The organism is Streptococcus sp. ELY_90 (assembly GCF_058314475.1).
Genome location: NZ_JBZFUJ010000009.1, coordinates 59,907 through 72,278 on the forward strand (window position 1 = coordinate 59,907; position 12,372 = coordinate 72,278).

Genomic DNA, 12,372 nt, shown 5'->3' on the forward strand with positions numbered 1-12,372 from the left:
GCTTAAAATTATTATTAAAAAACGGGCTTTAGCCGCAATGCCTGAGGCTGCTGAAGAAAGCAAAAGCAGGATTATTTTAGCTTTTCTTATTATTTCTGCGCAAGGTAAAATGATCCGGCACCGGATCTTGACCGCCCCTTACAAAGGGATGGCAGCGCAAAATCCTGGCAATCCCCATCAAGACACCTTTTAAACCATGCTTTTCAATCGCTTCTATCATATAAGCCGAGCAGGTAGGGCGATAGCGGCAGGAAGCAGGAAAAGCAGGTGAGATAAATTTCTGATAGAATCTGACTGGCGCAATGAGCACTTTTTTCATTTGCGTGTTTGAGTAACAGCCGCATTGTAGAGCTGGCTGATTTCCTTTTTATTTAATCGTCTTGACTCTCCCGGACGCAGTCCTGATAAATCCAGTGTGCCAAAACGTGTCCGTGACAGCTTATCAACTGTTAAACCCACTGCTTCAAACATCTTTTTCACTTGATGATTGCGCCCTTCATGGATAGTCAGTTCAACAACTGAGCGGTTCTTTTGCCTGTCTGTTTTTAGGATATTGTAGCGAGCCGGTTTGGTGGTTTTACCGTCAATAAAGACACCGCGTGTTAAAGGCCGCAGGTTGTCCTTATCCGCGATTCCTTTCACGCGCGCCACATATACCTTATCAATTTCATTGCGCGGATGAATCATTTTATCGGTGAAATCACCGTCGTTTGTCAAAATCAAAAGTCCTGACGTATCCCAATCCAAACGCCCGACAGGATAGATTCTTTCTTTAACTTGGGGCAGCAAGTCAATAACTGTCTTTCGGCCCTTATCATCAGATACGCTGGAAATCACACCGCGCGGTTTATTGAGCAGGTAGTAGACTTTTTCCTCGTTATAAATAGGCTGCCCCTCAATTTCAACTCTGTCACCTGATTTGACAGTCGTTGCCAGTTCAGTGACCGTTTGGCCGTTAAGGGTCACAAGTCCTTGTTTAATCAGCTCTTCAGCCTTACGGCGGCTGGCAACCCCTGCATGTGCAATATATTTATTAATTCTCATTTTCTTCCTTTGCTTCTTCAAGCGCTTCTTCTTTATTGCTAAAAAGCGTAAATTCTTCGTCTTTTAATTCAATACCGGAAGCATCCGGCAGCTCTTCCAGGCTGTTGATTCCCATATAATCCAAGAAATAGTCCGTCGTCACGTAAAGGTTGGGCCGGCCCAGTACTTCTTTTTTCCCATTTTCACGGATTAAATCAAAGGCCTGAAGCTTAGAAATAGCACCGCTGGAATTAACTCCCCGGATATCATCAACTTCAATGCGGGTAATGGGCTGTTTATAAGCGATAATCGACAACACCTCAAGACTGGCTCTGGACAGGCTCTGATTAATAGGTGTTTTGGAGTACTGGCGCAAAAGTTCGGCGTAATCCTTTTTAGTAACCAGTTTATAAGTTTTTGAAGACTCCATCAGACAAAGAGCAGAATTTTTGTCCGCTTCATATTTCTCAGCCAGTTTCTCCAGCTGCTGAAGCAGCGCCGGAACAGGCACATCCAGCAGAGCAGCCAGCTGACGCAAACCAAGCCCGTCCTCGCCTGCCACAAAGAGCAGTGCTTCTATCTTTGACAGAAGGGTCATGTAGTTTCCTTTCTTAAAATGATATCACTAAAATTATGCTCCTGCCAGACAGAAACACGGTGTACCTTGATTAGTTCCAAAGTTGCTAAAAAGATGGTAATCATCTCGTTAACTGAAACGGCTTCTTTAAACAGGAGCGACAAATTCGTCTCTTTTTGACTGGCAACTTTTTCTTCAACCACCAGCATCATATCTTCGATACGGTAATCATCGCTGTCAATTGTTGTATGACTGTTTTTGATTTCTTCCTGCTTTTCAGCCATTATCTTTGAAAAGGCCAGAAAGATATCTACAACTGATTTATCCTGGCGAAGCTCGACATCATCATAAATCAGTTCTACTTTTGGCTTGGAAAAATACTGCGCCCGCTCACTGTGCTTAAGCGCCAGCTGCTCGCCTAAAAGTTTATAAGTCCGATATTCCTCAATTTGCTGCAGCAGCTGCAGCTCCGGATCTTCCTCAGACTCGGTCATTTCGACAACCTTAGGCAGCAGCTTACGGCTTTTAATCAGCATTAACTGACTGGCCATCACCATATATTCCCCGGCCACTTCAAGCTTCATCGCCTGCAGTGTCGCAATATAAGCCAGATACTGCTCAATTACATCAACGATTGGAACATCATAAATATCAACTTCATATTTAGAGACCAGGTGCAAAAGCAAGTCCAGCGGTCCTTCAAAATCTTTTAATTTAATATCCATCAGTTTTTAAAATACTTTTCCAGTGTTACAGGGCTTTTAAGACCGAGATGCTTGGCCAAATCCATCATGCTGACACCCTTATTTTTAGCCTTGATAATGTATTGCTCCCGCAATTTCTGAGCCGTCATTTCCTTCAGACCAACGTCCGCCAGATAATGGCTCAATTTGTTAAAAAGCCACTGACGCGAATAGGTCTCTCCCTTATTATCAAACAAGTAGACAGCTCCTTCTTCTTTTTCCGGCAGGTAGGACAGCAGCCGATCGGATAGCTCTAAAACTCTCATGGATTGGCCGCTCATGACCGTCATTACTTGAAAATCCAAGGCAATATTGTCCCATTTCAGCTGGGCAATATCACTTGGAGAAAGCCCTAATTCCACAATTAACAGAGCAATAAGCTGTCCTGTATGATCAGCAGTCTTCTCATAGAGGACAGATAAGTCTATTTCTTGATATGCAGGTCTTACAAGAGGCAGTTTTTCCTTATTTTTAATCTTGTAAAAATGATCCAGCTTCTCATGCTCATACAAAAAGAAGAGAAACTGATTGACAGCTGAAATTTTACGCTTTTTTGCTGAAACTTTTAAGTCTGCCAAAGACTGCTCATAGAGCTTAAGTTTGTTTGGATTGACTTTTCCCTTAGTAATTTCTGCAAATTGCTGCAAATCATAGAAATAAGATTTTTGTGAATTTGAAGATAAAGATTTACTGGCGATAAATTCTGGAATAAGTGTTATCATTTTTTTGTCAGTGTGTATTCGTTTGTAAACTCATGAAGTAAACTGTTCAGTGCCTTCAAAATAACTTTTCGTGTAATGATGCCTAAAAAAGTACCGTCTGCTTCAATGACCGGCAGAAAATTAGCATCCACTAATTTGTGCATCACCTCTGTCAGATCAGCATCAGGCCCCACAGTCGCATAGCTGCCGTTAGTCATATAAGAAATGTCCAGAGCGGCCAGCTTTTCATCATCGATATCTTCTTCCTGCTGATACCTGATAATATCTGACATACTGATGGTGCCAACGTATTTTTTATCTTTGGTAATGACAGGCACCCGCGAAAAGCCGTTATTAGCAAGAAGGAGCATGACATGAGCCGTATTATGGGTATCAATAAAGATTGCCAGCTCTTCAGCCGGAGTCAGATCATTTTCCAAAAGCGGTTTTAAGAAGTTTTCAAATTCTTTTGCTATCATCGTTTTATTTCCTGTGAGAGTGCTGGGTAGATTTCATGATCACGTGTGAAATAATCTACTCGGATGCTGTCCTTATTAAAACGTACTTTAGCATAAAGACGCTCATTAATATCGCCGCGCGGCTGAGAAACACTGCCCGGATTGATAAAGACTGTTTTGCCGTTTTTCCAGACAGCCGGTCTGTGAAGGTGCCCATAGGTACAAATATCCGCATCTTCTTCCTGTGCCCAAAGGTCCAGACGTTCAAAGCCAAAATTGATGCTGAACAAATGCCCATGCGTCTGAGCGATTGTTAAGTTAGGCAGCTCTGTCACAAGAGAATCCGGATACTCCCCGAAATCACAATTGCCGCGGACCACCTGAATCCCTTCCCAGATCGGATCGCTCGCCGGCAGCTCAGAGTCGCCGTTATGAAAAATAGCATCTGCCTTGCCTAAATAACGTTCTTTTATTTCTTTTACGATTTGCCGATCACCATGCGAATCACTCATGATAATCAATGTGCCTTCTGCCATGCCGGGAATACCTCCATAAGCTTTTTAACAGCTTGTCCTCTGTGAGAAATGTCATTTTTTTCCTGAGCCGAGAGCTCCGCTGCGGTCTTTCCGCTCTCTCCTACAATAAACAGCGGATCATAGCCAAAACCATTGCTGCCTTTAGGTTCCATTCCAATATAACCCGGCCAGTCTGCTTCAACCACTAAACTTTCCTTATCAGGAGCAGCAACCACTAAGGCCGTGTGAAAGTGAGCTGAACGATCTTTAAGCTCAAAGACCATAGCTAATTCATGCAGGAGCTTGGCATTATTCTTTTGGTCTGTCGCATCAGGCCCTGAAAAACGGGCTGACCAGACACCCGGCAGGCCGCCTAAGATATCTACCTGCAGACCAGAATCATCTGCCAAGACCATCTTGCCTGTCAGTTGAGAAATCGTCTCTGCCTTAAGGCGGGCATTTTCTTCAAAAGTTAAACCTGTTTCTTCAACTTCAGGAAGTTCAGGATACTGATTAAGGTTTTCAACTTTAAGTCCCAGCTTAGCAAACATCTGGCTGAATTCTTTAGTCTTTCCTTCATTGCGGGTTGCAATCAGAATGCTGTCTCCAAGGTCAGCAGAGTGATCAGCCTCTCCGCCAAAAAATTCACTGACTATCAAGCCTTCTTGGGGCAGGCAGACCAAAACCAATCGGTCTTCTTCTGTAACCAGTATAGCTCCCTTATGGCTGCTGGCCTTATAGGTATGCTGCTGATCATTGATGATTTCTAAAAGAAACTGAACCAAGGCCATACTGGAAGCAATTTTAACAACCGTCAGCGTCAAAAAGCTTCCCTCATCCAACAGGCTTCTGAGATTTTGCTCAAGCAAGGCATAGGTTTTTTCTGCCTGTTCTTGATAATAAGTTGATGAGTTTTCCTTGGAATATTGAGCGATAAACCAGTTTTGCTCATCTTTGTATTCATATAGTTTTTGCTTCATAAGCTAACATGCTCCACTTCAATAGGCAAGGGCAGCCAATCATCAGCAATTTCCTTAAAGCTGGCAGTACTGGCCGTTGTATAAAAACGATGGTCCAGATTTTCTAAACTGCGGCTGCGGTTAATTTCAAAATAATTCAGCAGCACAGAGATATCACGGACACATTCTGCTCCGCTGTCAATCAATTTGACTGAAGGACCCATAACATTTTGAATAATAGGCTTTAAAAGCGGATAATGGGTACAGCCCAGTACAAGTGTATCTACTTTGCCGGCCAAAGGAGCCAGATTTTCATAAACAATTTTTTTAGCGACACTTGAGTGAATCTCATTAGACTCAACAATAGGAACAAACTTGGGACAGGCCAGACTGGTCACGCTCATCTGCGGTGACAAGTCCAGAATCTTCTTCTCATAAATATTCGATTTAATAGTCATCGGTGTCCCGATAATGCCGATTCTGCCGGACACAGTAGACTTGATCGCCGCGCTTGATCCCGGCAAAATCACACCCAGAACGGGAATGTCAAGCTTTTCCTTGACCTCTTCCCAAGCGACAGCTGTCGCTGTATTGCAGGCAAAAACAATCATTTTGACGTTTTTAGTCAGAAGAAAGTTCACCAATTCCCATGTATATTCCTTAATCTGCTCAGCCGGACGCGGTCCGTAAGGAGCACGCGCTGAATCCCCGATATAGACGACTTCTTCGTGGGGGAGCTGACGCATAAGTTCGCGCACAACGGTCAAACCTCCTACGCCGGAATCTAAAAAACCAATAGGTCTGTTATCCATAGCTGTCTTCTTTCTAAAATAAGACTAGGAAAACCCAGTCTTATAAAAGATTTATTTCTTCTTTTTAGCCTTTGCTTTAGCTGCTTTTTGCTGTTTGTTCACTTGACGGACAACTTGCTGTACCTTGGCTTCACTTGGTTTTTGTCCCATCTGGCTCATCATATTGCGAATAACATCTTCATTGAGCGGCGGATTTTCTTCCAAATATTTCTCCATTTGCTTGCGAGCAATAAAAGTACCTCCGACAAGTCCTGCCAGCAAGGCAATAATAACTAATAAAATCCAAAGAAAAGTGTTCATTTGTGTTCTCCTAAATTTTTTACATGAATATTATATCAGATTTGAAACCCTTTCACAAATAAAATTGCATGAAAGAACTGAGAGCAAAAACCTGCACTTTCGTGCTCTGACTCTCAAATCATCAAGGTTCAAAATTAAAACCATAAAGTGTTGCGAAATAATCCTCAGGCGTTTCTGCACGGCGAATCATTTTTGCTGACCCGTCTTCCCGAAGCAGAATTTCAGCCGAGCGCAGGCGGCCATTGTACTGATAGCCCATGGAAAAACCGTGAGCTCCCGTATCATGAATAATCAGCGTATCCCCCACACGTGCTTGAGGGAGCTCCCGCTGCTTGGCAAACTTATCATTATTTTCACACAAACTGCCAACAACATCTACCATTTGCAGCTCTCCGTCAGGATTGCTGATGTTGGTGATATGATGATAAGCATCATACATGGCCGGACGAAGCAGATTGACAGCACTGGCATCGACACCGACATAGCGGCGGTAAGTATCTTTCAGGTGGAGAACCTTGGTGATAAGATGCCCGTGGGAGGCCAGCATAAAGCGTCCTAGTTCAGTGAAAATCCGGACTTCTCCCAGACCGTTGGGGACAAGAATCTGATCAAATTTTTGATGGACCCCCTCGCCGATAACCGCAATATCATTTTGCCTGTCAGCTGGTGAATAATCAATACCGATTCCGCCTGACAGATTGATAAAGTCAAGACTGATACCTAAGGTATCTTTAAGCTCCACTGCTAATTCAAACAATTGCCCGGCTAAGGTCGGATAGTAATCATTAGTGACGGTATTGGATGCCAAAAAAGCATGCAACCCAAACGACTTAACCCCTTTTTCTTTCAAATCCTGATAGCCTTGAAAGAGCTGCTCTTTTGTCATCCCAAATTTTGATTCTTCAGGATGATCCATAATGTCTGTTCCCAGCGCAAAAACACCGCCCGGATTATAGCGAAGCGAAACCGTTTCCGGAAGCCCTGCTGCATCTTCCAAAAAAGCAATATGCTCATAAGCATCCAGATTGATCGTCGCATTGATCTGACGCGCTAAACGAAATTCTGATGCCTTGGTATCATTGGACGTAAAGCTGATAGCAGAACTGTCAAAATGCAGTTTGTCAGCCATTTGCAGTTCAACATCCGTTGCACAGTCAACACCGCAGCCTTCTTCCTGTAAAATTTTCAGGATAGTCGGATTAGGGGTCGCTTTGACAGCAAAAAATTCCTTAAAACCTGGATTCCAGGCAAAAGCCTTATTGACAGCACGGGCTGTCTCACGGATGCCTTTTTCATCATAAAGATGAAAAGGGGTCGGAAACTGTGCTGTTATCTTATCTAACTGTTCTTTTGAAATAAAAGGTGTTTTCATAGCATCTCCCAATTAATATTTCTATCATTATACCATAAAAAAGAACCGGGCAAAACTTCTGTTTCCCTGTTCCCCTTTCATCTGCCGTATTAAATGGCTCTAACTGTCAGGTTCCTGCCGCAGAACATACAGTTAATAAGCAGGCTAAAAGACCGGAACTGCTGTTCCGGTCTTGCTGTTTTAATCATTTCTGCCAAAGATACGCAGTAAATTGAGGAATAAATTGATAAAGTCCAAGTAAAGGTTGAGTGCCATTGACACTGCCCAGCCGTCACCGACATTGCCGCCAGTATAGTCGTAAACACGCTTAATCAGCTGATTATCATAAGCAATGAGCCCTGAGAAAATCAATACTGAAAGAATACTGATAATATAGCTCATAGCTCCGCTGCCGATAAAGATATTGACTACGCTGGCAATAATGATACCGATTAAGGCAGCTATCAAAGCCTTAGCCATACCTGACAAATCTTTTTTCACTGTCACACCGATAAGTGACATGGCAAAGAAAACAGCGGCCGATGAAACAAAAGCCTGCAGAACTGTCGTCTGCGTATAAAGAGCAATGATAAAGCTAAGTGTAAAACCGTTTAAGGCCGAATAAGTGAGAAACAGCGGCAGGGCTGCAGGACTGTTCTTACGGGCGGCATTGCTTGCGATAAAGACAAGAGCCAATTCTCCAAAAATAGCCAGATAATAAATCCAGGAAGCATTTGTCATGATAGCTATCATATTGTCCTGAAAAACATAGAGCATCAGATAAGAGACTAAGGCTGACAAGCCGATTCCCATTCCGACCAAACCGTAAATTTTCGCAAAGAAACTGTTAATTTTACTGTCGCCTTGCGTATAGATTGTATTGTTATCCATGTGTTACTTCTCCTAAATTTTTAATGATTGTGACTGCCCAAAAACTTGCGGCGCAGGATACGGCGCTTCTGCCATTTGTTGCGCAGAGGCGTTATTGCTTCCTTAACAGCCCAGTACTTATCAACCATCGTTACGATATATCCTTCTTTATAGCGGGGCGGAGCAATCGTAGCCCCCCACATATGCTTTAAGATAATATCTTCTTCTCTTTTATTGAGCTTGGTCACTTTGCGGGCATTTTTGACAGCGATTCTAGGGTGAACCCACGCATGTCCTTTATTAAATTTGGTATCGCGCCAGTCATAATAAAATAAATCGTGCAAAAGCCCTCCGCGAGCCGTACTTCTGGCATCCCAGCCAAATTTTTTGGCAATCTTATAACTGGTATAGCTGACATTAATGGAGTGCTCTGAACGCGTTGAATGCTGATGCTGAACAATCCCATCCAGCTTTTTAAAGCGCGGATGATCAATTAAATGCCCGACCAGTTTCATGAATTCTTCGTCCTGTTCGTATTTCTTCATGACTGTCACCTCTTTATTTATTATACCATACCAGCTTAAATTAAGCTAAAAATAATTACAGCGGCAGCGATGGCAACATTCAGACTTTCTGCCTGACCGGGCATATCAATATGTGCTAAAACATCTGCCTGCTCAGCCATTTCGTAAGAAATTCCCTGCCCTTCATTTCCCATGATAAGCGCAAAGTTTTCTTGCTTATCTAACTCTCTGTAATCCAGTGAACTTTCCGACAGCGTCGTTGCGATGGTTAGCGTTCCGGCTTCTTTCAGGAGTGCCATCACATCTGACAAATTAACTCTGTAAACAGGGAGATGAAAATGGCTGCCCTGCATGGAGCGAAGTGTTTTTAAATTGTAGATGTCGGCCGTCTTTTCGGAAATAAAAACAGCGTCAAAGCCTGCCGCATCAGCCGTTCGAATCATGGTACCTACATTTCCGGGATCCTGAACATCTTCTAAAAGCAAGTATTTCCCGCGAAGATTTTGCGGCAGCTCCCGCCTTGGCAGAGCTATCTCAGCAACAATTCCCTGGGGTGTTTTTGAAGCTGACAGGTCTTTTAAAACATCTTCCGAAACCATAGAAACATTAGCCAAGCCCTCAGTCCGAAAAGCATATTCCTCCAAAACAAAAATGTTTAGAATCACAGCCCCATGAGCCTTAGCCTCTTCAAAAAGGTGCCAGCCCTCAATCAAATAAGACTGTCTGCGGTATTTTTTTTGTAATAATTTTTTAGTTTTTTTAACCAAGGAATTGGCTTTTGAGGTTATAATAGTCATAAGGATATTATAGCAAAAAAGGAGGCAGAAGTATGCAAAAAGTCAGGTTAGTCGTGTCAGGCCGCGTTCAGGGGGTCGGCTTTCGCTATTCGACTTACAGCCTTGCCTTGGAAATAGGCGATATTTACGGCCGAGTCTGGAACAATGATGACGGTACAGTCGAAATTTTAGCACAGTCTGACAGTCCCGAAAAAATGGCTAAATTTATTCAGGAAGTCAGAAAAGGTCCTTCCCCTTTTTCCAAAGTAACCTATGTAGACGTTAATATGGCTAATTTTGCGGATTACCACGACTTTAGAATGGCTAATTAATTTGTCTAAAAATCATGCTTAAGAACTATTGAGAATTTCGTCAAAAAACAGTAAAATAGATAGGTATTATTAAAACAAAGGAAGATTAACGTGAAAAAAACTTATAGACGACTTTTATTTTCAGGCTTAGCACTGTCAATGCTCTTTTTCCTATCGGGCTGTGTACAGACTAAAAATGGCAAACCGACCGGTGAGGGCTGGGTCTATAACCTCTTAGTTGCACCTATGGGCAATGTTATCAAATATCTGGCCAATGATTTAGGTATCGGTTTTGGATTTGCAATCATTATTGTGACGATTGTTGTCCGCCTGCTTATCTTGCCGCTGGGGCTGAGTCAAGTTAGAAAAATGACCTATCAAACCGAAAAAATGGCCTATCTCAAACCTGTTTTTGATCCCATTCAGGAGCGAATGAAGAATGCTCAGACACAAGAAGAAAAACTGGCTGCACAGACTGAGCTGATGGAAGCTCAGCGGCATTACGGCATCAACTTGTTCGGCGGTTTCGGCTGCCTGCCTATTCTGATTCAAATGCCGTTCTTCTCGGCTCTTTTCTACGCTACCCGCTATACTAAAGGAATCTCCTCTCACAGCTTCCTTGGCATCAACCTGGGCCGTCCAAGTTTGCTTATTACAGTTATCATCGGAATTCTTTACTTTATCCAGTCATGGCTGTCAACGCGAAGCGTCTCTGAAGCACAGCAGCAGCAAATGAAGGGAATGATGCTGGTCATGCCTCTAATGATGGTCTTCATCTCCATGAGTGCTCCTGCCGGAGGCGCTCTCTACTGGCTGATCAGCGGTGTCTTCGGACTCATTCAGCAACTGCTGACCAATCACATTATCAAGCCAAAACTCCGCCGGCAAATTGATGAGGAATTTGAAAAGAATCCTCCTAAGGCTTTTAAATCCAACACCCGCAAGGATGTTACACCTAAAAAGACTGCCAGCAGCCAAGCAATCACAGCCCCTAAAAAACATAAAACCAACCGCAATGCCGGCAAACAGCGCAGCCGAAAATAAGACTGTCGAAATATCCTAAAAAAATGCTTGAAATCAAGCATTTTTTTGTATCGCTAAATTTATTTTACATACTTTCCTTTTGAAGGATAAAACCAGATAGAATATATTACCGGTAAAATAAGCCACAAAGAAAATGAAATCACTATTGCTGTTTGTATATCAAAGAAGTTAGAGAGAATCAAAAGCAGACAGCTGATTGGAATACTTAAATTTGCTAAAACTTTATGAGTTGCTTCCCAGTTGGCAGCATCATTTCGCGTTGAGAAAATCCTTATCCCAATGAAGGGATTGTAAGGAATATGAGAGCACAAGCCACTAATAAAAATCATGCTGCTGCACAACAAGAACAAAAAAAGTTTACTCTCTGCATCTATTTGCGAATATACAAGGCTTAACATCATAGTGAGATCAAGAGTCACTGTTGACAGCCATTTAAGCTTTTTCTTATATTTGCTGCCCGAGTAAATGTCTGATACTAAAATCTGAAAAGTAATGAAAGCAGTATATAATAAGCCAATGATCTTGGAATATTGAGAATAGGTTAGATAATAAATAAAGATAAAAAGGGAAAAAATGGCTAACATGGGTACAATTTTTTTATTCTTTTTTAACATAGGTGCCTCTTTTACTATGTATTTACTGTAATTATAGCTCCTATCTTTTTATTTTCAATAAAAGAGAAGATTTATAATATATGTAACTAAAGTATTATGAGCATAAAATTTTAGTCGCAGCAAATCATAAATATTACACTGCTACTAATTTAAAAAAATTTGTTTGAAAATACAAAAAAAGGATGGAACAAAACGAACCACAGCGGCTGTCTGTCTCATCCTCTTTTTGACTATTTTTTCTTTTATTTTGATTTTCTTACTTTGATAATTTCAACGTCATAGCTGCCTGCAGGTGACTCAATAGTTACCTTATCGCCGGTTTTCTTGCCAATCAGGGCTTGGGCAATAGGACTTTCGTTAGAAATTTTCCCGGCAAACACGTCAGCACCGGCAGCTCCGACAATCGAATACGTATCTTCGTCGCTTGTACCGACTTCGCGGACAACGACGGTTTTACCGATAGCTACTTCGTTTTTGGCAACCGCATCGCTGTCAACAATCTCAGCATAACGAATTTTTGTTTCAATGCTTGAAATCTGCCCTTCAACAAAGGCCTGCTCATCTTTAGCAGCTTCATATTCACTGTTTTCTGACAAGTCACCGTAAGAGCGGGCAATTTTAATGCGCTCAATAACCTCTGGACGGCGAACTAATTTTAAATCTTCAAGTTCCTGCTCAAGTTGTTCCTTTTCAGCAAGGGTCATTGGATAGGTTTTTTCTGACATAGTTAATCTCTCTTTTCTATATAATTAAATGTTTTAGACATGAAAAGGGAGTGGGACAAGCTTTTGCAA

Annotated in this window: 18 protein-coding genes; 2 read left to right on the plus strand and 16 right to left on the minus strand. The window is 42.2% G+C overall.

Annotated elements, in window-relative coordinates; all coding sequences use genetic code 11:
* Positions 1-76: 76 nt before the first annotated feature.
* The 14 genes from yidD to AC4HAF_RS06885 form a co-directional block, all read right to left on the minus strand.
* A complete protein-coding gene (gene yidD / locus AC4HAF_RS06820) occupies positions 77-319 on the minus strand; it encodes a membrane protein insertion efficiency factor YidD (RefSeq protein WP_491097180.1) in 243 nt (80 codons plus the stop codon).
* Positions 316-1,044 carry a pseudouridine synthase gene (locus AC4HAF_RS06825; protein WP_491097181.1) on the minus strand — a complete coding sequence of 243 codons (729 nt, stop codon included), beginning with the start codon at positions 1,042-1,044 and terminating at the stop codon, positions 316-318. Before AC4HAF_RS06825 ends, yidD begins: the two co-directional genes overlap by 4 nt.
* Entirely contained in the window at positions 1,034-1,621 is a 588-nt protein-coding gene (gene scpB, locus AC4HAF_RS06830; RefSeq protein ID WP_491091067.1) for an SMC-Scp complex subunit ScpB, read from the minus strand. The genes AC4HAF_RS06825 and scpB overlap by 11 nt, the downstream gene beginning before the upstream one ends.
* Positions 1,618-2,325, minus strand: a complete 708-nt coding sequence (locus AC4HAF_RS06835; protein ID WP_491091068.1) for a segregation/condensation protein A — start codon at positions 2,323-2,325, stop codon at positions 1,618-1,620. Before AC4HAF_RS06835 ends, scpB begins: the two co-directional genes overlap by 4 nt.
* On the minus strand, positions 2,325-3,065 hold the full coding sequence (gene xerD, locus AC4HAF_RS06840) for a site-specific tyrosine recombinase XerD (protein ID WP_491097182.1): 741 nt from the start codon (positions 3,063-3,065) through the stop codon (positions 2,325-2,327). Before xerD ends, AC4HAF_RS06835 begins: the two co-directional genes overlap by 1 nt.
* A complete protein-coding gene (cbpB, locus tag AC4HAF_RS06845) occupies positions 3,062-3,523 on the minus strand; it encodes a cyclic-di-AMP-binding protein CbpB (protein WP_491097183.1) in 462 nt (153 codons plus the stop codon). The genes xerD and cbpB overlap by 4 nt, the downstream gene beginning before the upstream one ends.
* Positions 3,520-4,038, minus strand: a complete 519-nt coding sequence (locus AC4HAF_RS06850; protein WP_491091071.1) for a metallophosphoesterase — start codon at positions 4,036-4,038, stop codon at positions 3,520-3,522. The genes cbpB and AC4HAF_RS06850 overlap by 4 nt, the downstream gene beginning before the upstream one ends.
* Entirely contained in the window at positions 4,020-4,997 is a 978-nt protein-coding gene (locus AC4HAF_RS06855; RefSeq protein ID WP_491097184.1) for a nucleoside-triphosphate diphosphatase, read from the minus strand. The genes AC4HAF_RS06850 and AC4HAF_RS06855 overlap by 19 nt, the downstream gene beginning before the upstream one ends.
* On the minus strand, positions 4,994-5,788 hold the full coding sequence (gene racE / locus AC4HAF_RS06860; protein WP_491097185.1) for a glutamate racemase: 795 nt from the start codon (positions 5,786-5,788) through the stop codon (positions 4,994-4,996). The genes AC4HAF_RS06855 and racE overlap by 4 nt, the downstream gene beginning before the upstream one ends.
* A gap of 51 nt (positions 5,789-5,839) precedes the next feature.
* Positions 5,840-6,088 carry a YneF family protein gene (locus tag AC4HAF_RS06865; RefSeq protein ID WP_491091074.1) on the minus strand — a complete coding sequence of 83 codons (249 nt, stop codon included), beginning with the start codon at positions 6,086-6,088 and terminating at the stop codon, positions 5,840-5,842.
* 121 nt (positions 6,089-6,209) lie between these two features.
* Entirely contained in the window at positions 6,210-7,460 is a 1,251-nt protein-coding gene (locus tag AC4HAF_RS06870) for a diaminopimelate decarboxylase (RefSeq protein ID WP_491097186.1), read from the minus strand.
* Positions 7,461-7,640: 180 nt separating this feature from the next.
* Positions 7,641-8,330 carry a Bax inhibitor-1/YccA family protein gene (locus tag AC4HAF_RS06875; protein WP_491097187.1) on the minus strand — a complete coding sequence of 230 codons (690 nt, stop codon included), beginning with the start codon at positions 8,328-8,330 and terminating at the stop codon, positions 7,641-7,643.
* Between the two features lie 20 nt (positions 8,331-8,350).
* The gene (locus tag AC4HAF_RS06880) at positions 8,351-8,854 is read right to left on the minus strand and encodes an HD domain-containing protein (protein ID WP_027976609.1); all 504 of its coding nucleotides are present in this window, start codon (positions 8,852-8,854) and stop codon (positions 8,351-8,353) included.
* Between the two features lie 35 nt (positions 8,855-8,889).
* Positions 8,890-9,630 (minus strand): TrmH family RNA methyltransferase, encoded by a 741-nt coding sequence (locus tag AC4HAF_RS06885; RefSeq protein ID WP_491097188.1) that lies wholly within the window; start codon positions 9,628-9,630, stop codon positions 8,890-8,892.
* Between the two features lie 32 nt (positions 9,631-9,662).
* On the opposite strand from AC4HAF_RS06885, the gene AC4HAF_RS06890 reads away from it, so the two are divergent.
* A complete protein-coding gene (locus AC4HAF_RS06890; RefSeq protein ID WP_491091079.1) occupies positions 9,663-9,941 on the plus strand; it encodes an acylphosphatase in 279 nt (92 codons plus the stop codon).
* A gap of 90 nt (positions 9,942-10,031) precedes the next feature.
* A complete protein-coding gene (yidC, locus tag AC4HAF_RS06895) occupies positions 10,032-10,964 on the plus strand; it encodes a membrane protein insertase YidC (RefSeq protein WP_491097189.1) in 933 nt (310 codons plus the stop codon).
* 59 nt (positions 10,965-11,023) lie between these two features.
* Here yidC and AC4HAF_RS06900 read toward each other — a convergent pair whose 3' ends face one another.
* Complete coding sequence (locus tag AC4HAF_RS06900) at positions 11,024-11,578, minus strand: SdpI family protein (protein WP_491097190.1); 555 nt, start codon at positions 11,576-11,578, stop codon at positions 11,024-11,026.
* A gap of 242 nt (positions 11,579-11,820) precedes the next feature.
* The gene (greA, locus tag AC4HAF_RS06905) at positions 11,821-12,303 is read right to left on the minus strand and encodes a transcription elongation factor GreA (RefSeq protein WP_491091082.1); all 483 of its coding nucleotides are present in this window, start codon (positions 12,301-12,303) and stop codon (positions 11,821-11,823) included.
* Positions 12,304-12,372: the final 69 nt, after the last annotated feature.